The sequence below is a fragment of the Pseudomonas sp. EA_35y_Pfl2_R5 genome, from assembly GCF_963970805.1.
Taxonomy (GTDB): Bacteria; Pseudomonadota; Gammaproteobacteria; order Pseudomonadales; family Pseudomonadaceae; genus Aquipseudomonas.
The window spans coordinates 47,667-63,329 of sequence record NZ_CAXAOW010000010.1; the positions used below are offsets into that span (position 1 = coordinate 47,667).

Annotated in this window: 20 protein-coding genes; 7 read left to right on the plus strand and 13 right to left on the minus strand. The window is 61.1% G+C overall.

Annotation, left to right across the window (positions count from 1 at the left end; all coding sequences use genetic code 11):
- Window positions 1-50: 50 nt before the first annotated feature.
- Both AACX99_RS16250 and AACX99_RS16255 read right to left on the minus strand, forming a co-directional pair.
- On the minus strand, window positions 51-488 hold the full coding sequence (locus AACX99_RS16250) for a YqaA family protein (protein WP_339413393.1): 438 nt from the start codon (window positions 486-488) through the stop codon (window positions 51-53).
- 24 nt (window positions 489-512) lie between these two features.
- Window positions 513-1,241, minus strand: coding sequence for a VC0807 family protein (locus AACX99_RS16255; RefSeq protein WP_339413394.1), 729 nt, complete (start codon window positions 1,239-1,241; stop codon window positions 513-515).
- 333 nt (window positions 1,242-1,574) lie between these two features.
- On the opposite strand from AACX99_RS16255, the gene AACX99_RS16260 reads away from it, so the two are divergent.
- From AACX99_RS16260 to AACX99_RS16290, 7 genes are all read left to right on the plus strand, one after another.
- A complete protein-coding gene (locus AACX99_RS16260) occupies window positions 1,575-2,516 on the plus strand; it encodes a substrate-binding domain-containing protein (RefSeq protein ID WP_339413397.1) in 942 nt (313 codons plus the stop codon).
- 104 nt (window positions 2,517-2,620) lie between these two features.
- The gene (locus tag AACX99_RS16265; protein ID WP_339413399.1) at window positions 2,621-3,388 is read left to right on the plus strand and encodes a substrate-binding periplasmic protein; all 768 of its coding nucleotides are present in this window, start codon (window positions 2,621-2,623) and stop codon (window positions 3,386-3,388) included.
- 54 nt (window positions 3,389-3,442) lie between these two features.
- Window positions 3,443-4,198, plus strand: a complete 756-nt coding sequence (locus AACX99_RS16270; protein WP_339413401.1) for a substrate-binding periplasmic protein — start codon at window positions 3,443-3,445, stop codon at window positions 4,196-4,198.
- Between the two features lie 72 nt (window positions 4,199-4,270).
- Entirely contained in the window at window positions 4,271-5,269 is a 999-nt protein-coding gene (locus tag AACX99_RS16275; protein WP_339413404.1) for a type II secretion system F family protein, read from the plus strand.
- 107 nt (window positions 5,270-5,376) lie between these two features.
- Window positions 5,377-6,240: an isocitrate lyase/PEP mutase family protein gene (locus AACX99_RS16280; protein ID WP_339413406.1), complete on the plus strand. Its 864-nt coding sequence runs from the start codon at window positions 5,377-5,379 to the stop codon at window positions 6,238-6,240.
- Window positions 6,241-6,314: 74 nt separating this feature from the next.
- Window positions 6,315-6,581, plus strand: coding sequence for a DksA/TraR family C4-type zinc finger protein (locus tag AACX99_RS16285; RefSeq protein WP_339413408.1), 267 nt, complete (start codon window positions 6,315-6,317; stop codon window positions 6,579-6,581).
- 75 nt (window positions 6,582-6,656) lie between these two features.
- A complete protein-coding gene (locus AACX99_RS16290; protein ID WP_339413410.1) occupies window positions 6,657-7,103 on the plus strand; it encodes a hemerythrin domain-containing protein in 447 nt (148 codons plus the stop codon).
- Window positions 7,104-7,202: 99 nt separating this feature from the next.
- Here AACX99_RS16290 and AACX99_RS16295 read toward each other — a convergent pair whose 3' ends face one another.
- The 11 genes from AACX99_RS16295 to urtC all read right to left on the minus strand — a co-directional run bounded on the left by AACX99_RS16295 (window position 7,203) and on the right by urtC (window position 15,521).
- A complete protein-coding gene (locus AACX99_RS16295) occupies window positions 7,203-7,673 on the minus strand; it encodes a hypothetical protein (protein ID WP_339413412.1) in 471 nt (156 codons plus the stop codon).
- A gap of 192 nt (window positions 7,674-7,865) precedes the next feature.
- Complete coding sequence (gene ureC, locus AACX99_RS16300; protein ID WP_339413414.1) at window positions 7,866-9,566, minus strand: urease subunit alpha; 1,701 nt, start codon at window positions 9,564-9,566, stop codon at window positions 7,866-7,868.
- Between the two features lie 101 nt (window positions 9,567-9,667).
- Window positions 9,668-9,973, minus strand: a complete 306-nt coding sequence (locus tag AACX99_RS16305) for an urease subunit beta (RefSeq protein ID WP_339413416.1) — start codon at window positions 9,971-9,973, stop codon at window positions 9,668-9,670.
- Window positions 9,970-10,500 carry a GNAT family N-acetyltransferase gene (locus tag AACX99_RS16310; protein ID WP_339413417.1) on the minus strand — a complete coding sequence of 177 codons (531 nt, stop codon included), beginning with the start codon at window positions 10,498-10,500 and terminating at the stop codon, window positions 9,970-9,972. Before AACX99_RS16310 ends, AACX99_RS16305 begins: the two co-directional genes overlap by 4 nt.
- Window positions 10,500-11,012, minus strand: coding sequence for a GNAT family N-acetyltransferase (locus AACX99_RS16315; RefSeq protein WP_339413419.1), 513 nt, complete (start codon window positions 11,010-11,012; stop codon window positions 10,500-10,502). The genes AACX99_RS16310 and AACX99_RS16315 overlap by 1 nt, the downstream gene beginning before the upstream one ends.
- A 78-nt stretch (window positions 11,013-11,090) precedes the next feature.
- Window positions 11,091-11,393: an urease subunit gamma gene (ureA, locus tag AACX99_RS16320; RefSeq protein ID WP_339413420.1), complete on the minus strand. Its 303-nt coding sequence runs from the start codon at window positions 11,391-11,393 to the stop codon at window positions 11,091-11,093.
- A gap of 80 nt (window positions 11,394-11,473) precedes the next feature.
- Window positions 11,474-12,307: an urease accessory protein UreD gene (locus AACX99_RS16325; RefSeq protein WP_339413422.1), complete on the minus strand. Its 834-nt coding sequence runs from the start codon at window positions 12,305-12,307 to the stop codon at window positions 11,474-11,476.
- On the minus strand, window positions 12,304-12,720 hold the full coding sequence (locus AACX99_RS16330) for a hypothetical protein (protein ID WP_339413424.1): 417 nt from the start codon (window positions 12,718-12,720) through the stop codon (window positions 12,304-12,306). The genes AACX99_RS16325 and AACX99_RS16330 overlap by 4 nt, the downstream gene beginning before the upstream one ends.
- Window positions 12,721-12,783: 63 nt before the next feature.
- The gene (gene urtE / locus AACX99_RS16335; RefSeq protein ID WP_339413426.1) at window positions 12,784-13,482 is read right to left on the minus strand and encodes an urea ABC transporter ATP-binding subunit UrtE; all 699 of its coding nucleotides are present in this window, start codon (window positions 13,480-13,482) and stop codon (window positions 12,784-12,786) included.
- Window positions 13,483-13,578: 96 nt separating this feature from the next.
- A complete protein-coding gene (gene urtD, locus AACX99_RS16340) occupies window positions 13,579-14,430 on the minus strand; it encodes an urea ABC transporter ATP-binding protein UrtD (RefSeq protein ID WP_339413428.1) in 852 nt (283 codons plus the stop codon).
- Window positions 14,430-15,521, minus strand: a complete 1,092-nt coding sequence (gene urtC / locus AACX99_RS16345) for an urea ABC transporter permease subunit UrtC (RefSeq protein WP_339413431.1) — start codon at window positions 15,519-15,521, stop codon at window positions 14,430-14,432. Before urtC ends, urtD begins: the two co-directional genes overlap by 1 nt.
- Between the last annotated feature and the right edge of the window lie 142 nt (window positions 15,522-15,663).

Here is a 15,663-nt window from a genome sequence, read left to right on the forward strand (position 1 = left end):
AACCGCGTGCTGGGGGTTGAGGTTACGGCCTATGTCGCATCTAGGTTAACTTAGCTCCAGCCCAGGGTCAGTGCTGCCAATACAGCGTAGCGGGCGGTTTTTGCCAGGCTGACGATCAGCAGGAACACCCACAGGCGTTCGCGCATCACCCCGGCCACCAGAGTCAGTGGGTCGCCGATCACCGGCACCCAGCTCAGCAGCAGTGACCAGCGGCCATAACGTGCGTAGCCGTGCTGTGCCTGCTGCAGGCGTGCTTCGCTAACCGGGAACCAGGACTTATGGCGAAAGTGTTCCAGGTAGCGGCCGAGCAGCCAGTTGAGCAGCGAGCCGAGGATATTGCCAACGCTGGCCACCGCTAGCAGCGCCCAAGGTGAATAGGCGCTGCTGATTAGCAGCGCCACCAACACGCTTTCCGATTGCAGCGGTAGCAGGGTGGCGGCGCCCAGGGCCGAAATAAACAGGCCGAGGTAGGCGGAAAACGTCAGCATCCTTGGTACGCCGCGCTGTGTCGTTTAAGGCTGCTTTTCCTGCTCGGCATTGGCCATCACGTCTTCCAGCTTGAGCCCGGTGAGACCATGGATGGTGCGCCACAGGTAATAGAAGATGGCCATCAGCATGATCATCGACGGGATCGCGATCATCGGGTAACTGAGCAGGTTCATCCGCCCCAGTTCGGCGTTGAAGGCTTCGCTGCCGGCTGGGCTGATGACGATCCACTTGGCCAGCACGTAATTCATCGCCGAGGAAAAGAAGAAGGTACCGCTCAGCCAGTAGGTGGCGCGGAGCAGGCGCGCTTCAAACAGCTCGGTATTACCGGCTTGTTCCAGGCGCTCATGAATTTTGTCGACGTTGAGCACGGTCTTGTTGAACAGCATGGTACGGATCAACGGGAAACGGGTGCGGGTCGATACCAGTACCGCGATGCCAATAATGCCGGGTATCGCGGCTTCCTTGATCGCCAGCCACTGGTTGTCCAGCTTGAGTAAGCCAATACCACCGGTAAGCAGCACGCTGACCAGGCCGAGCAGGGCAATAAAGTTGAATTTGCGGTACTTGATCAGCTCGAAACTGCCCCAGGTAAGCGGGAAGGCTAGCGCCAGCATCAGTGCGCCATCGGCGCCGAGCTTGGTCTCGCTGCTGAGCTTCATCAGAATCAGTGAGGGAATCAGGATGCTAACCAGTAAATCGATCAGCGGACGGGGCTTGTGCGTTGGCTGAGTGCTTTGCGTGGTATCGGTCATGTTATTCAAGGTGCAGGAAAGAGACGCGATCATCGCCTGCTTGGGCGGCGGCTGCCAGCCCAGCCGTCGCCTGGAGTGTGAAAAATAATTGCCGACACGCATTTCGCGTTGCGCAACAGCAGTCCAGGAGGCGCCCAGAAAAATGGCTGCTCATAAAAAAGTTGTGCGAATTGGCTGCTACTGTTTTGACTTACGGTTTTCTGGCGGATGACCGCTAGTCTCGTGCACGGCGCGGCTAATAGCCTGATGCTAAAGTGCTATTAGACATTCTACGGTAACGCCTACGCCTGTTCTAAATGGTCCATGGCGTGGCTTGATCTAGGAGTGAGGCAGATGTACAGCCGAAGCCAATCGAACTATTTACTGCTATTTCTTGTGTTAAGCAGTTGGACCATCCAGGCGTTGGCAAAGGACTGTATCGGCGTGGTAGCGGCGGGTGCCACGCCCTTTTGGATGCAAGTAGAGGCCGGTGCGCGGCAGGCCGGCCAAGCGCTTGAGCTGGATGTGCATATCCGTGGACCAAACCGTGAAGGGCGGGTGGAAACGCAATTACAGATGATCAACTGGGTGCTGGAGCATGGCTGCAAGGCATTGGTTATCGCGCCTAGCGGCCCCGAGATTGCGCTGCGGGTACGGCAGTTGGCCCGAAATGGAATCGACACCATCTACTTTGATCGCAATCTGCCAGGCAGTGAGGTGCGCGGTGTGGTTGCCACCGATAACTTTCGCGCTGGCGAGCAGGCCGGTCAAGCATTGGCAACAGCGCTGGGTGGGCAAGGTCAGGTGGCGCTGCTGCGCTTGCAGGTCGGTGTGCCTTCAACCAGTGAGCGCGAGCGAGGCTTTCGCCAAGGGGCGGAAGCCGGTGGGCTGAGTATTCTGGTTGATCGCTATATTGGCGACGACAGCCAGGCTGCGGTGGAGGCGTTGCGTGAACAACTGCCACAGTTGGTTGGCGTATTTACCCCCAACAGCACCAGTTCGCGCGCCGCTCTGGCAGCGCTGCGTCGGCTCGGCAAGGCGGGAGCGTTGCTGCATGTTGGCTTCGATGCTGATCCGCTGCTAATCGATGCGTTGAGCAAAGGCGAGATTCACAGCCTGATGGTTCAGCAGGCCCATGCTATTGGTTACCAGGCCGTCCAGTTGGCGGCAAAAAGTTTGCGTGGTGAGCTGCCGTTGCAACCTGTGAACGTCGCCTTGCAGGCCAAACGGGTTAATCGCGATAACCTTGCGCAATGGCAGCGGATGCTCGATTTAGAGCTGTCCGCAAACCCCTAGCCCTTGTGCTGCTTCGCCGCATAACTGGGCTGGCTGGTGGGCTGATGGCTGTTTATCATTCAGTCTCTTGCCCCGTGATTCTTATGTTTTTCAGGTATTCCCCAATGCGGTTGAAGTTCTGGCTCAGCGTGTTATTGCTTGGTTGCGGTACACCGGCTTTGGCAACTGAGTTGCGTCTGTATACCGAGGAATACCGGCCGCTGAGCTATATCAAGGATGGCAAGCTGACTGGCATGGCTGTGGAAGTGGTCGAACTGCTGGTTCAGCGTACCGGCCAGGAGACGCGCATCGAATTGGTACCCTGGACTCGGGGTTATCATCAGGTGCAACACGAGGCCAACAGCGGTTTGTTCTCCACGGTGCGCACCGCCCGGCGCGAGGCGTTGTTCCAGTGGGTTGGCCCCATTGCCCGTGGACACACCAGCTTCTATGCGCGGCGTGGTGCCGGGTTAAATGTGCGTACGTTGCAGGATGTTGAACGCTTCAACACCCTGGCCGTACCCAAGCAGTGGTATTCCTATGAATACCTCAGTGACCATGGCCTAAAGAACCTCTATGGCGTGCCTACGCCTCAGCACATGATGAAAATGTTCAAGCACGGCCGTATCGAGTTGCTGCTGGCCAACAACCTGGCCCTAGAGGACATGCTTGCGCAGCAAGGCATGCGCCGTGATGAAGTCGAGTGGCAGTTCACGCTGATGGACAACAATTCCTATATCGCCTTTTCCAAAAGCACCGACCCAGCCCTGGTTCGGCAATGGCAGCAGGCCCTCGATGAATTAATGCGCGACGGCAGCCTGGAACGCATACATCAACGCTGGTTTGCCCAGCCCTTCTCCATACCTGCGTCTGGCGAGCCTTTGGCGCATTAATGCGAACTTGCCCGGCTCTAGGCTAGTCTGAAGCCAGTACCGGGAGAACCTACTGTGCTGAAATCATGCGGCGCGCTGTTGCTTTTGCTCCTGGCCTGTTTGGCCGGGCCTGCGCTTGCCGATTTGCATTTGCTCACCGAGGACGCACCGCCGACCAGCTTTAGCCGCGATGGTGAGCTGCACGGTTTGGCCGTAGAAGTAGTGCGTGCGTTGATCGAACGTACCGGCGACTCCGGTGAGATTGAGTTGCTGCCTTGGACGCGGGCCTATCACCTGGCTCAGCACAAGCCAGATACGGCGATCTTCTCCACCGTGCGCACGCCGGAGCGTGAGGCCAAGTTCCAGTGGGTTGGCCCACTACTGATTGGCACCACCAGCTTCTACTCGCTGAAATCGCGCAATCTGCATTTTGACAGTCTGCAGCAGGCGGCCGAAAGCGGCCCACTGGCGGTGCCGAAACAGTGGTACACCTTTGAAACCCTGAATGCGCGTGGCTTCAAGAATATCTATGGGGTCACCAGCTCGAAGAATATGGTGACCATGCTCAAACATAAGCGGGTGCAGTTGATCGCCACTGAAGATCTGACCCTCAAGGACGAGTTGGCCAGCGGCGGTTTGCGCCCAGAGCAGGTGCAGGCGCACCTGCCCTTTATGCGCTCGACTTATTACATTGCCTTCTCCCGGCAGACCGATGCCGCACTGGTCGCGCGTTGGCGTCGCGCCCTCGATGAAATGCATCAGGACGGCAGTTTCGCGCAGATATTCCGTCGCTGGCTGCCCCATGCGGAGTTACCGACGACCACCGAATAGTCCGCTGCTCCGCGCCACGCGGCCTGTTAATCTGGTGTCGGTTGCGTCGTTCTCTACTCGCTGAGCCTGCCTATGCCCACCTCACGTCCTGCCCTGCTTGATCTTGCTGCGCGCGCGCAGTTTTTTGGCCACCTGGCGGCCATGGAGAAAGCCGGTGTGCCGGTCGAGCGGGCGCTGCTCAGTGTGCAAGTGCCGGCGCGTGCGAGAACGGCGCTAGCCAACCTGCAAACACAGATCGCAGGCGGCGGCGATATGGCCAGTGCCGGGCTGCGCAGCGGCTTGTTCACCCAGCTGGACAGCACCTTGCTACACGCCGCTCAGGTCAGTGGCTGCTTGGCGGCGGTTTATCAGCGTCTGGCCGAACGTTACAGCCATCGGGCGCAACAGGCCGCTGCTGTGAAATCACGCCTGCTGATGCCTGCGGCGGTGCTGGTGCTCGCGCTGTTTATCCAGCCGCTGCCGGCGTTGGTCGGTGGTCAGTTGAGCATCGCCGGTTATCTGTGGGGCGCGCTCTGGCCGTTGCTGGTGCTGGGCGCGCTCTATGTTCTGGGGCGTGGGCTTTATCGGCGCCGTGAGCACGCCCCCGCTGGCGCGGTCTCGCCTTTCGATAGTCTGTTGGCAAGTATGCCGATCCTTGGCTCGGCGCTGCTGCGGCGTAATTTGCGTGACTTCTTCGACAGCCTGGGACTGATGTTGGAGGCCGGCATGCCGATGCTTGAAGCCTTGCCGAAGGCCTGCGCGGTGATCAGCCATGCGCCGCTGCGCAAACGCTTTAGCAACGTACAGATGGCTATTCAGCGCGGCCAGGGTCTGGCTCAGGCACTGGCGTCTGTCGATTTTCCTGGGCAGGGGCTGGCCCTTGGACTGATCCGCAGCGCAGAGGCCAGCGGCACTCTACCAGCCAGCCTGCTCAACTACGCCGGGGTGGAAACCCAGAAGCTGGATAGCCTGGCCGAGCAGCTGGCCACCTGGCTGCCGCGTCTACTGTACGCCGGTGTGATGCTGTGGATGGCTTATGGGCTGCTTACTGGTGTCGGCTTTGGCCCGCGACTGCCGGTCGAACTGCAGTAGCACGGTGTTGTCGGCTACTGAAAGGCAAGCGCAAGGTTGCTGGTTGATAATGTAGTTTTACTACATAATTGCTTGCCCTAAACCGACTATGACCGATGGTGCATTTTATGCAAAGAGCCTCGCATCACGACCTTCGCGCGCAATTTCGCGCGCTTCTTGCGGCAAATAGCTGTTATCACACGGCTTCTGTGTTCGATCCCATGGCCGCTCGGATTGCTGCTGATTTAGGCTTTGAAGTCGGAATTCTGGGTGGTTCTGTAGCTTCACTACAAGTACTGGCTGCCCCGGATTTCGCCCTGATTACCCTCAGCGAATTCGTCGAGCAGGCCACGCGCATTGGCCGAGTCAGCCGCTTGCCGGTGATCGCCGACGCCGACCACGGCTATGGCAATGCACTCAACGTGATGCGCACCGTTGTCGAGTTAGAGCGTGCCGGGATTGCCGCGCTGACTATCGAAGACACCCTGTTGCCCGCGCAATTCGGCCGTAAGTCCACCGACCTGATTAGCATTGATGAAGGTGTTGGCAAAATCCGCGCGGCCCTGGAAGCGCGGGTTGATCCGGCTCTGGCAATCATCGCCCGCACCCATGCCGGGGTGCTGGAGGTCAGCGAGGTGATTCGCCGGACCCAGGCCTATCAAGCGGCCGGTGCTGATGCCATCTGCCTGGTCGGTGTCGAGGATTTTGCCCACTTGGAACAGATTGCCGCCGCCCTGAGTATTCCGCTGATGCTGGTCACCTACGGCAACCCCAAGCTGCGCGACAACGTCCGCCTGGCCAGCCTGGGCGTGCGCATCGTGGTCAACGGTCACGCGGCCTACTTCGCGGCGGTCAAGGCTACCTACGACTGTTTGCGTGAGCAGCGCGGCATCAATGCAGGTGACCTTAGCGCTACTGAGCTGACCCATACCTACACCCAGCCCGAAGACTACATCGTCTGGGCGCGCGAGTTTATGCAGGTCAAGGAATAGGGCGACCGCGTGCTCTTGAGATTCGCCGGCAGACGGCGCATATCTACAGGAGCACGCAACGGAGGACGAGGCTGATGGCCGGTGGCTGGGCAAATGACGGCGCGGTACAGGAGCAGATCGACAGCAGCATTGAAGACGCCATCCAGCGCGTCCGCAGCCAGCTGCCGAGCGGCGAAAGCCTGAGCCATTGCGAAGAGTGTGAGGCCGCCATTCCCGAGGCGCGGCGCAAAGCCATCCCTGGCGTGCACCTGTGCGTGGCCTGCCAGACCGAGCACGACAAGGAACAAGCCAAATTCAGCGGTTATAACCGCCGGGGCAGCAAGGACAGCCAACTGCGCTGAGTACGCGGTGCGGCACTTTTTGCTGGTTATGGCGGTCATAGCGGGGTGTATCGATGATCACGGAAGAGGTAACCCATGACAATTTTCGAAGCCCTGCGCATCAGCCATGACCGCCAGCGTGAATTGGCCGAAAAAATGGTGGCGACCAGCGGTGATAGCCCAGAGCGCGAGGCCCTGTTTGCCGAGCTTAAAGACGAGTTGGCTGCACACTCGGTGGCAGAGGAACGACACTTCTATATTCCGCTGATGCAGGATGATCTGGGCGTCGACCTTTCACGTCATGCCATTGCCGAGCATCATGAAATGGATGAGATGATTGAGGAACTGGAAGAAACCGATCTCAGCAGCCCGAGCTGGTTGGCCCAGGCCAAGGCCTTGTCGGAGAAGGTGCACCACCATCTGCATGAGGAGGAGCAGAAGTTTTTCCAGATGGCCGGCAAGCTGCTGAGTGAGGCGCAAAAGAAGCAACTGTCTGGCGCATACCTCAGCACCTATGACGAACAGAAAGTCGCGGCAAACTGAGCCCCGCGTGGCCCGTGCGTAGCGTACGGGCTTTGCCGTTTAAACACGCACTGTTTGCCAGCTTGGGTTGCCAGCTCGCGCATGACCGGGTGCATACGGTTAGGGCACGACGGAGTAACCGCGCCCGCTCATGCAATTGATGTAAGCCTGCTGTGAGTCGGCGCTGTTGTCGGCGTTACGACGATTCTCGCGGCGGTCCTGGCGCTGGCGCGAGCCGCCCACGGCCGCACCAACAGCCGCCGCATCACGTGCCCTGTTTTGCCGATATTGTTGTTTTACGTCGTCATCCACGCGGTCATAGATCTCGTCATGTTGATTGCCGCGGATCTGTGCGGCCGTTGCGCCGACGGCGGCGCCCTTGGCTGCACCGCGTAGCCGCTCACCGCCTACGGAGTTGCTGTCAGTTTGTTGTTGGCTACTGCCAGATTGCGCCTGACAGGCGGCGGTATCACTTTGAATCTGTTCCGAGCTTTGGCCTTGCAGAGGCGTCAGTGTCTCCGCGTGGGCGAGCGCTAAGCCGAGCAGCAACAGCGCGCCGAGCAGGCGATAAGAAAGGGCTATCGGACGCATGATCCATGTCTCCCGAAGGGTGGAGTTTTTACTATAGCCCTCCGCGCGAGTGTGGATGTTCTCGTCATGGCGCTGCGAGCGCGCCCTGTCTGGCTGGCGGTAGCGAGGTGGCAACAATCACTAGCAGTCAGGTATTACGGCGCGCTTGCCCTGGTGTATTCCCCGTAAGGCCACCTGTAGCACCAACAGGCGTCAGAACAGGAAATAGCGCTGCGCCATCGGCAGTACGTCGGCCGGTTCGCACCAGAGCAACTGGCCGTCGGCTTTGACCTGATAGTTCTGCGCGTCCACCTCGATATTTGGCAGATAGTCGTTGTGGATCAGGTCGGTCTTCTGTACCTCGCGACAACCCTTGACCACGCCGATCCGCTTCTTCAGTCCGAGCTGTTCGGGCACCCCGGCATCGAAGGCTGCCTGGCTGATAAAGGTGATGCTGGTGGCGTGGCGGCTGCCGCCGTAGCTGGCGAACATCGGCCGGTAGTGCACCGGCTGCGGTGTGGGGATCGAGGCGTTGGCGTCGCCCATCAGGCTGGCGGCAATCGCCCCGCCTTTGAGAATCAGCGTCGGTTTGACGCCGAAGAACGCCGGGCGCCAGAGCACCAGGTCGGCCCATTTTCCCACTTCAATCGAGCCGACTTCATGGCTGATGCCATGGGTGATCGCCGGGTTGATGGTGTATTTGGCGATATAGCGTTTAACCCGGAAGTTGCTGTTGCCGGGGCCGTCGCCCTCCAGCGGGCCGCGTTGTTTGTGCATCTTGTCGGCGGTCTGCCAGGTGCGGGTGATTACCTCGCCGACACGGCCCATGGCCTGGCTGTCTGAGCTGATCATGCTGAACGCGCCGAGGTCATGCAGGATGTCCTCGGCGGCGATGGTTTCGCGGCGGATGCGGCTTTCGGCGAAGGCCACGTCCTCGGCGATGCTCGGGTCGAGGTGGTGGCAGACCATCAGCATGTCCAGGTGTTCGTCGATGGTGTTGCGGGTAAACGGCCGGGTCGGGTTGGTCGAACTGGGCAGCACATTGGGGAAGCCGCAGGCCTTGATAATGTCCGGCGCATGGCCGCCACCAGCACCTTCAGTGTGATAGGTGTGGATGGTGCGACCCTTGAAGGCGGCCAAGGTGGTTTCAACAAAACCGGACTCGTTGAGGGTGTCGGTGTGGATCGCCACTTGCACATCAAACTGGTCGGCCACGCTCAGGCAGTTGTCGATGGCCGCCGGGGTAGTGCCCCAGTCTTCATGCAGCTTGAGGCCGATGGCACCGGCCTTGACCTGCTCGATCAACGGCTCGGGCAGCGAGGCGTTGCCTTTGCCGGTAAAGCCCAGGTTCATCGGGAAGGCATCGGCCGCTTGTAGCATGCGCGCCATATGCCACGGGCCCGGCGTGCAGGTGGTGGCGTTGGTGCCGGTGGCCGGCCCGGTGCCGCCGCCAATCATGGTTGTGACGCCGCTCATCAGCGCCTCTTCGATCTGCTGCGGGCAGATAAAGTGGATATGGCTGTCGATACCGCCCGCGGTAAGGATCATGCCTTCGCCGGCGATGACTTCTGTGCCGGCACCGATGGCGATGGTCACATCAGGCTGGATATCCGGGTTGCCGGCTTTGCCGATGGCGGCGATACGACCATCCTTGAGGCCCACGTCAGCCTTGACGATGCCCCAGTGATCGATGATCAAGGCGTTGGTGATCAGCGTATCGACCACATCGGCGGCGCACAGCTGGCCCTGACCCATGCCGTCGCGGATGACTTTGCCGCCGCCGAACTTCACTTCTTCGCCGTAGGTGGTGAAGTCTTTTTCCACTTCAATCCACAGCTCGGTGTCGGCCAGGCGCACTTTGTCGCCGACGGTGGGGCCGAACATGTCGGCATAGGCTTGGCGGGAAATCTTCATCGACTCGATCTTTCGTAGGGTGGACAACGCGAAGCTTGTCCACCGCGATTGGGTTCCGGTGGAAACGACTTCGGCATCTCCACCCTACGTATCAGCTGCGACTACAGGTCGCCCATCACTCGCCCGGCAAAGCCGAACACGCGGCGATGGCCGGCTAGGTCGACCAATTCCACCTCGCGGCTCTGCCCGGGCTCGAAGCGCACCGCGGTGCCGGCCGGGATATTCAGGCGCATGCCGCGGGCGCGCGCACGATCGAAGGTCAGCGCATCGTTGGTTTCGAAGAAGTGGTAGTGCGAGCCGACCTGGATCGGCCGATCACCGCTGTTGGCCACGGTCAGGCTGAGGGTGCGACGGCCGCTATTGAGCTCAATCTCGCCGTCCTGGATCTGGTATTCGCCGGGGATCATGGTTGGGGTCTCGACAAGGTTTTGTAGTAGATGGCGTTGGCGCGGTACTGCCCGTCAGGGCCGCAAGCGTAGTCAGGTAGCCCGCCAATGCAGGTGTAACCCAGGGCCTGGTAGAAGGCTTCGGCGTCGCTGCCGGCTTCGGTGTCCAGGTACAGCAAGCCGCGTTGTAGCTCGGCCGCTTCGCCTTCCAGGCACTGCATCAAGCTGTTGGCGATGCCGCGGCGGCGGCTGTTGCTGTGTACCAGAAGCTTCTGCACTTCGGCGCGGTTGAGGCCGTTGGGTTTCTGGCACAGCACCAGCTGCACGCTACCCAGCACTTCGCCCTGGTCATGGGCCAGCCAGAGCAGGTGAGTGCCGTCGCGCATGCCAGCGAGGACTTGGTCGAAATAGATGTTGGCCGCGTCAATATCGAGATCGGCGAGAAAACCCACCGAGGCGCCATGTGCCACGCAGTCCAGCAGCAGGCTCCCCAGGCCTTGGCGATACGACTCAAAATCTGCTGCCGCGAGGCGCGCGATGCTCAGCATCAGGGCGCGCTTCGTTCGGGGCTAAGCATCAGCTGCATAAAGGTCAGGTCCAGCCAGCGGCCGAACTTGCGACCGACCTGGGGCATTTGCCCGGTGATGCTGAAGCCGAAGCGCTGGTGCAGGCCGATGGATGCGAGGTTACCGCTCTCGATGGCGGCGACCATCACGTGTTTACCGCCGGCCTTGCCGCGTTCGATCAATGCGCCGAGCAGCAGCACGCCGAGGCCACGGCCGCGTTGGTCGGCGCGTACGTACAGGGAGTTTTCCACGGTGTTGCAGAAACCGTCGAAGGGCCGCCAGTCGCCGTAGGCGGCATAGCCGAGTACGCTGTCGTCGGCGTCTACCGCCACCAGCACCGGGTAGCCTTGCTGGCGGCGAGCGGCTAGCCATGCCTGGCGGTTGGCCAGGTCAACGATATCGTCCATCCAGATTGCCGTGGTGTTGAGCACGGCCTCATTGAAGATGGCGCGGATGGCTTCCAGATCGTCGTCGCGGGCATCGCGAATAATCATTCTTCGTGTCTCCAGGAAATCGTCCAAGGCAGTAGCGAGCGCAGCATGGGCAAGCGCAGTAGGCATTGGGCGATTTCCTCAGGCGATGGGCTGGTGGACGGTTACAAGCTTGGTGCCGTCGGGGAAGGTGGCCTCGACCTGAATCTCCGGGATCATTTCCGCGATGCCTTCCATCACCTGATCACGGCTCAGCAGTGTGGTGCCGAAGTGCATCAGCTCGGCCACGGTCTGGCCGTCGCGGGCGCCTTCCAGCAGCGCGGCGGAGATATAGGCCATGGCTTCCGGGTAGTTGAGCTTTGCCCCACGGGCCAGGCGCCGCTCAGCCACCAGGCCGGCGGTGAAGATCAGCAGTTTGTCTTTTTCTCTCGGTGTAAGGTCCATCGTTTTGCTCCGTTCATAGGGTGGATGTCGTTTTTCACATCCACCTGTTGCGGGTGGACAACGCTGCGCGCTTGTCCGCCCTACGTGCTCCAAATTCGTGGGGGTACTGCCGTGCGGCCGAGCAGCGCCGGGCGCAGCAGCTGCCAGAGTGCAATCAGCCAGGCGCGGGCGTGCAGGGCCTCGCTCGCCAGGCAGCGGGCCACCAGCAGGCCGGGTAATTGGGTCAGGTCACCGCGCACCGGGGTGTCCAGGCTGCGGCAGTGTTCAAGCAGTTCGCTGTCGATTTCACCGCTGATCAGCAGGGTGGCGAAGACCGGTTTGCCGTCCAGGCCGATGGGCGAGTCGAGCAGGCCATCGCCGCCGACCACGCGCTGGCGTTCGTGCCAGAGTAGTTGGCCGTCGCGACGGATATTCAGCTGCGCTTGAAAGTGGCCGGCCTCGAAGCGTTCACCACTGGCTGGGCGGCCGAGGGCAACGATGTCCCAATAGAGCAGCTTGGCATCGCCGTGCAGTTCGATATCGGTGGTCAGTTCAGCCTGGGCGGCGGCGTAGACGATGGTTTCCTGCGGCAGCCATTCCAGGGTGGCACCGGCTTCGACCCGCAGTGTGAGGCGCTGGTAAGCCGGGCCGGCGGCGCGGTACCACTTGGCGGCGCCGGGGCTGGTCAACTGGGCCCAGGCGTTGGCGCCGACGCTGGCCGAAATATCCAAGCGATCGCCGCCGGCAATGCCGCCAGGAGGATGGACGATGATGTGCTGGCAAACGTGCGGCCCTTCTGCATACAGATGCTTCTGCACCCGCAGTGGGCCTTTGTGCCGGCGTAACGTCGGCCTTGTGCAATCGCCATCGCGGCCATAGCCCAGCTCCAGCTCGGCATGCCAGCTGGGGGTAAATACGCTTGCGGGCGCGTTCACGCTGCCACCTTGCGGCGGCTGGCTAGCCAGGCCTGCACGGCGGAGCACGCAGTAAGCAGCAATAGCCCCAGGCAGACCGCCAGCCACCATTGCAGGTGCATGCCGTAGTAGGGCGGCGCGTGCAGCGCGCCTTGCAGCCAGAACAGCGCCAGGCCCAGCGCCAGCAGGCTGGCGCACAGCGCGCGGCCCCAAGAGCGGCAATAGGAGCGCGGGCGCAGCAGCCCCAGCAACAGGGCGCATTCGGCAATAACAATGGCGCAGAAAATCAGCACCGGCTTGAGCGGGTAGACCGCCTCGCTGCCAACCGGCATGGCGCGCAGCATCCAGTAATCCGGCAGGCTGCCGGCCCAGATCACCAGTGCCATACCGACCAGTGCGATAAGCGGGAGCAGGAGTGTACGCAAGGGTGGCATTGGGGCCTCGAGTCCATGAGCGAAAGCCTGATTATGCGCAAAGTGCAGGTGCGGCGTCGCCATTCAGATTGCCACCAGTCCGCGCACGCCATCGGCTTCCATGGTTTCGCCACGGCCCTGCTGGACGATCTCACCACGGCTCATTACCAGGTACTGGTCGGCCAGCTCGGCGGCAAAATCATAGAACTGTTCGACCAGCAGGATGGCCATATCGCCGCGCTCGGCGAGCTTCTTGATCACTACGCCGATCTCCTTGATCACCGAAGGTTGGATACCTTCAGTGGGCTCGTCGAGAATCAGCAGGCGCGGTTTGCTTGCCAGTGCGCGGCCGATGGCCAGCTGTTGTTGCTGGCCGCCGGAGAGATCGCCGCCGCGGCGTTGCTTCATCTCGCGCAGCACCGGGAACAGCTCGTAGATAAACTCCGGCACCACCTTGGCTTCCTTTGCGCCGAAACGGGAAAGCCCCATTAACAGGTTCTCTTCCACGGTCAGGCGGCCGAAGATTTCCCGGCCCTGGGGCACATAGGCGATGCCGGCGTGCACGCGCTGGTGCGGCTTGAAGCCGGTGATGGCTTTACCTTCCCAGTTGACTGCGCCTTCCTTGGACGGGATCAGGCCCATCAGGCATTTCAGCAGGGTGGTCTTGCCCACACCGTTACGCCCGAGCAGGCAGGTGACTTCGCCGACCTTCACGTCGAACGACAGACCACGGAGGATATGGCTGCCGCCGTAGTACTGATGCAGTTGCTCAACTTGCAGCATGTGGATGTCCTTGTTTATGCGTAGGGTGGATCGCGTTTTATCGATCCACCGTGCAGTGGCTGTGGTGGATGAGAAAAGCGTCATCCACCCTACGTTCTAGCGGCCGAGGTACACCTCGATCACCCGCTCATCGTTCTGCACCTGCTCCAGCGAGCCTTCGGCCAGCACGCTGCCTTGGTGCAGCACGGTGACGTGGTCGGCGATGCTGCCGACAAAGCCCATGTCGTGCTCGACCACCATCAGCGAGTGCTTGCGCGCCAGGGACTTGAACAACTCGGCGGTGAACTCGGTTTCGGCGTCGGTCATGCCCGCCACCGGCTCATCCAGCAGCAACAGTTGCGGGTCCTGCACCAGCAGCATGCCGATCTCGAGAAACTGCTTCTGGCCATGCGAGAGCAAACCGGCCGGGCGTTGGCGTGAGCTGTCGAGCTTGATGGTGTGCAGCACTTCGTCGATGCGGTCCTTCTGCTCGCCGGTGAGTTTGGCGCGCAGGCTGGCCCACACCGACTTGTTGGTCTTCTGCGCCAGTTCCAGGTTTTCGAACACGCTCAGCGCCTCGAACACCGTGGGCTTCTGGAACTTGCGGCCGATACCGGACTGGGCGATCTCGACTTCGCTCATCTGGGTCAGGTCGAGGGTTTCGCCGAAGTAGGCGACGCCGTTGTCCGGGCGGGTCTTGCCGGTGATCACGTCCATCATGGTGGTCTTGCCGGCGCCGTTGGGGCCGATGATGCAGCGCAGTTCACCGACGCCGATATACAGCGTCAGGTTGGTCAGCGCCTTGAAGCCATCGAAGCTGACGTTGATGTCTTCCAAGGTCAGGATGGTGCCGTGGCGCACGTTCAGGCCTTTGCTTGCCAGGGTACTTGCACCAATCGCATCGCGGCCGCTGCCGGCGGGGTCAAAGGCGGGTTCGAGCATAAGTTCGGGTACTGGAGTGGCGCGCATCACTGCTCTCCTTTTTTACGCAATAGGCCGATCACGCCCTTGGGTAAGAACAGGGTTACGACAATGAATAAGAAGCCCAAGGCGAACAGCCAATACTCGGGGAAGGCCACGGTAAACCAGCTCTTCATACCGTTGACCAAGCCGGCGCCGAGCAGCGGGCCGATCAGCGTGCCACGCCCACCGAGGGCGACCCACACGGCGGCTTCGATGGAGTTGGTCGGCGACATTTCGCTGGGGTTGATGATGCCCACTTGTGGCACATACAGCGCGCCGGCCAGACCACAGAGCACCGCACTGAGCACCCAGATAAACAGCTTGTAGCCGCGTGGGTCGTAGCCGCAGAACATCAGGCGGTTTTCCGCATCGCGCAGCGCCGTCAACACCCGGCCAAACTTGCTACGCGCCAGGGTCCAGCCCAGGTACAGGCTGGCGACCAGCAACACGACGGTGGCGAAGAACAGCACCGCACGGGTGTGCGCCGAGGTGATATCGAAGCCGAGAATGGTGCGGAAGTTGGTAAAGCCGTTGTTACCGCCAAAGCCGGTTTCGTTGCGAAAGAACAGCAGCATGCCGGCGAAGGTCAGCGCCTGGGTCATGATCGAGAAATACACGCCTTTGATCCGCGAGCGGAAGGCGAAGAAGCCGAACACCAGCGCCAGCAATCCCGGGGCCAGCACCACCAGGCACAACGCCCAGAGGAAGTTGTTGGTGCCGTACCAGTACCAGGGCAGCTCGGTCCAGGCGAGGAAGCTCATAAAGGCCGGCAGGCCATCGCCGGCCGCTTCGCGCATCAGATACATGCCCATGGCGTAGCCGCCGAGGGCAAAGAACAGGCCGTGGCCGAGCGACAGCAAGCCGGCGTAACCCCAGACCAGATCGAGCGCCAGGGCGACGATGCAGTAGCAGAGGATTTTGCCGACCAGGGTCAGGCTATAGGCCGAGACGTGCAGGGCGTTGTCCGCCGGCAGCAGGTGCAGCAGCGGCATGGCGATCAGCAGGGTGAGTACCAACAGGCCAATACCGATCGACACTTGCGGGCCGAGCTTGGCGCTGGCGCGGGCCAATAGCGTTTGGTTGAGTGGCATGGTCATCAGTTGATCACCCATCCTGTCGCAGCAAATGATTGTTGGTTTGGGCTGAGTTCGTCAGCCTGTAGGAGCGCGCCATGCGCGCGAGCAATGGCGGCAACGCGGTCGCAGGCATGGCCAGCTCCTACGGTTTCAATGCAGCTAA

What these genes read in the sequence shown, in the direction of transcription:
- AACX99_RS16310 (WP_339413417.1), bottom strand. Translation starts at nt 10,500, where the DNA reads ATGCTGAGCATCGCGCGCCTCGCGGCAGCAGATTTTGAGTCGTATCGC.
- AACX99_RS16280 (WP_339413406.1), top strand. Translation starts at nt 5,377, where the DNA reads ATGCAAAGAGCCTCGCATCACGACCTTCGCGCGCAATTTCGCGCGCTT.
- ureA (WP_339413420.1), bottom strand. Translation starts at nt 11,393, where the DNA reads ATGGACCTTACACCGAGAGAAAAAGACAAACTGCTGATCTTCACCGCC.
- AACX99_RS16315 (WP_339413419.1), bottom strand. Translation starts at nt 11,012, where the DNA reads ATGATTATTCGCGATGCCCGCGACGACGATCTGGAAGCCATCCGCGCC.
- AACX99_RS16255 (WP_339413394.1), bottom strand. Translation starts at nt 1,241, where the DNA reads ATGACCGATACCACGCAAAGCACTCAGCCAACGCACAAGCCCCGTCCG.
- urtD (WP_339413428.1), bottom strand. Translation starts at nt 14,430, where the DNA reads ATGCGCGCCACTCCAGTACCCGAACTTATGCTCGAACCCGCCTTTGAC.
- AACX99_RS16305 (WP_339413416.1), bottom strand. Translation starts at nt 9,973, where the DNA reads ATGATCCCCGGCGAATACCAGATCCAGGACGGCGAGATTGAGCTCAAT.
- AACX99_RS16275 (WP_339413404.1), top strand. Translation starts at nt 4,271, where the DNA reads ATGCCCACCTCACGTCCTGCCCTGCTTGATCTTGCTGCGCGCGCGCAG.
- AACX99_RS16265 (WP_339413399.1), top strand. Translation starts at nt 2,621, where the DNA reads ATGCGGTTGAAGTTCTGGCTCAGCGTGTTATTGCTTGGTTGCGGTACA.
- AACX99_RS16295 (WP_339413412.1), bottom strand. Translation starts at nt 7,673, where the DNA reads ATGCGTCCGATAGCCCTTTCTTATCGCCTGCTCGGCGCGCTGTTGCTG.
- AACX99_RS16260 (WP_339413397.1), top strand. Translation starts at nt 1,575, where the DNA reads ATGTACAGCCGAAGCCAATCGAACTATTTACTGCTATTTCTTGTGTTA.
- urtE (WP_339413426.1), bottom strand. Translation starts at nt 13,482, where the DNA reads ATGCTGCAAGTTGAGCAACTGCATCAGTACTACGGCGGCAGCCATATC.
- AACX99_RS16290 (WP_339413410.1), top strand. Translation starts at nt 6,657, where the DNA reads ATGACAATTTTCGAAGCCCTGCGCATCAGCCATGACCGCCAGCGTGAA.
- AACX99_RS16330 (WP_339413424.1), bottom strand. Translation starts at nt 12,720, where the DNA reads ATGCCACCCTTGCGTACACTCCTGCTCCCGCTTATCGCACTGGTCGGT.
- urtC (WP_339413431.1), bottom strand. Translation starts at nt 15,521, where the DNA reads ATGACCATGCCACTCAACCAAACGCTATTGGCCCGCGCCAGCGCCAAG.
- AACX99_RS16285 (WP_339413408.1), top strand. Translation starts at nt 6,315, where the DNA reads ATGGCCGGTGGCTGGGCAAATGACGGCGCGGTACAGGAGCAGATCGAC.
- ureC (WP_339413414.1), bottom strand. Translation starts at nt 9,566, where the DNA reads ATGAAGATTTCCCGCCAAGCCTATGCCGACATGTTCGGCCCCACCGTC.
- AACX99_RS16250 (WP_339413393.1), bottom strand. Translation starts at nt 488, where the DNA reads ATGCTGACGTTTTCCGCCTACCTCGGCCTGTTTATTTCGGCCCTGGGC.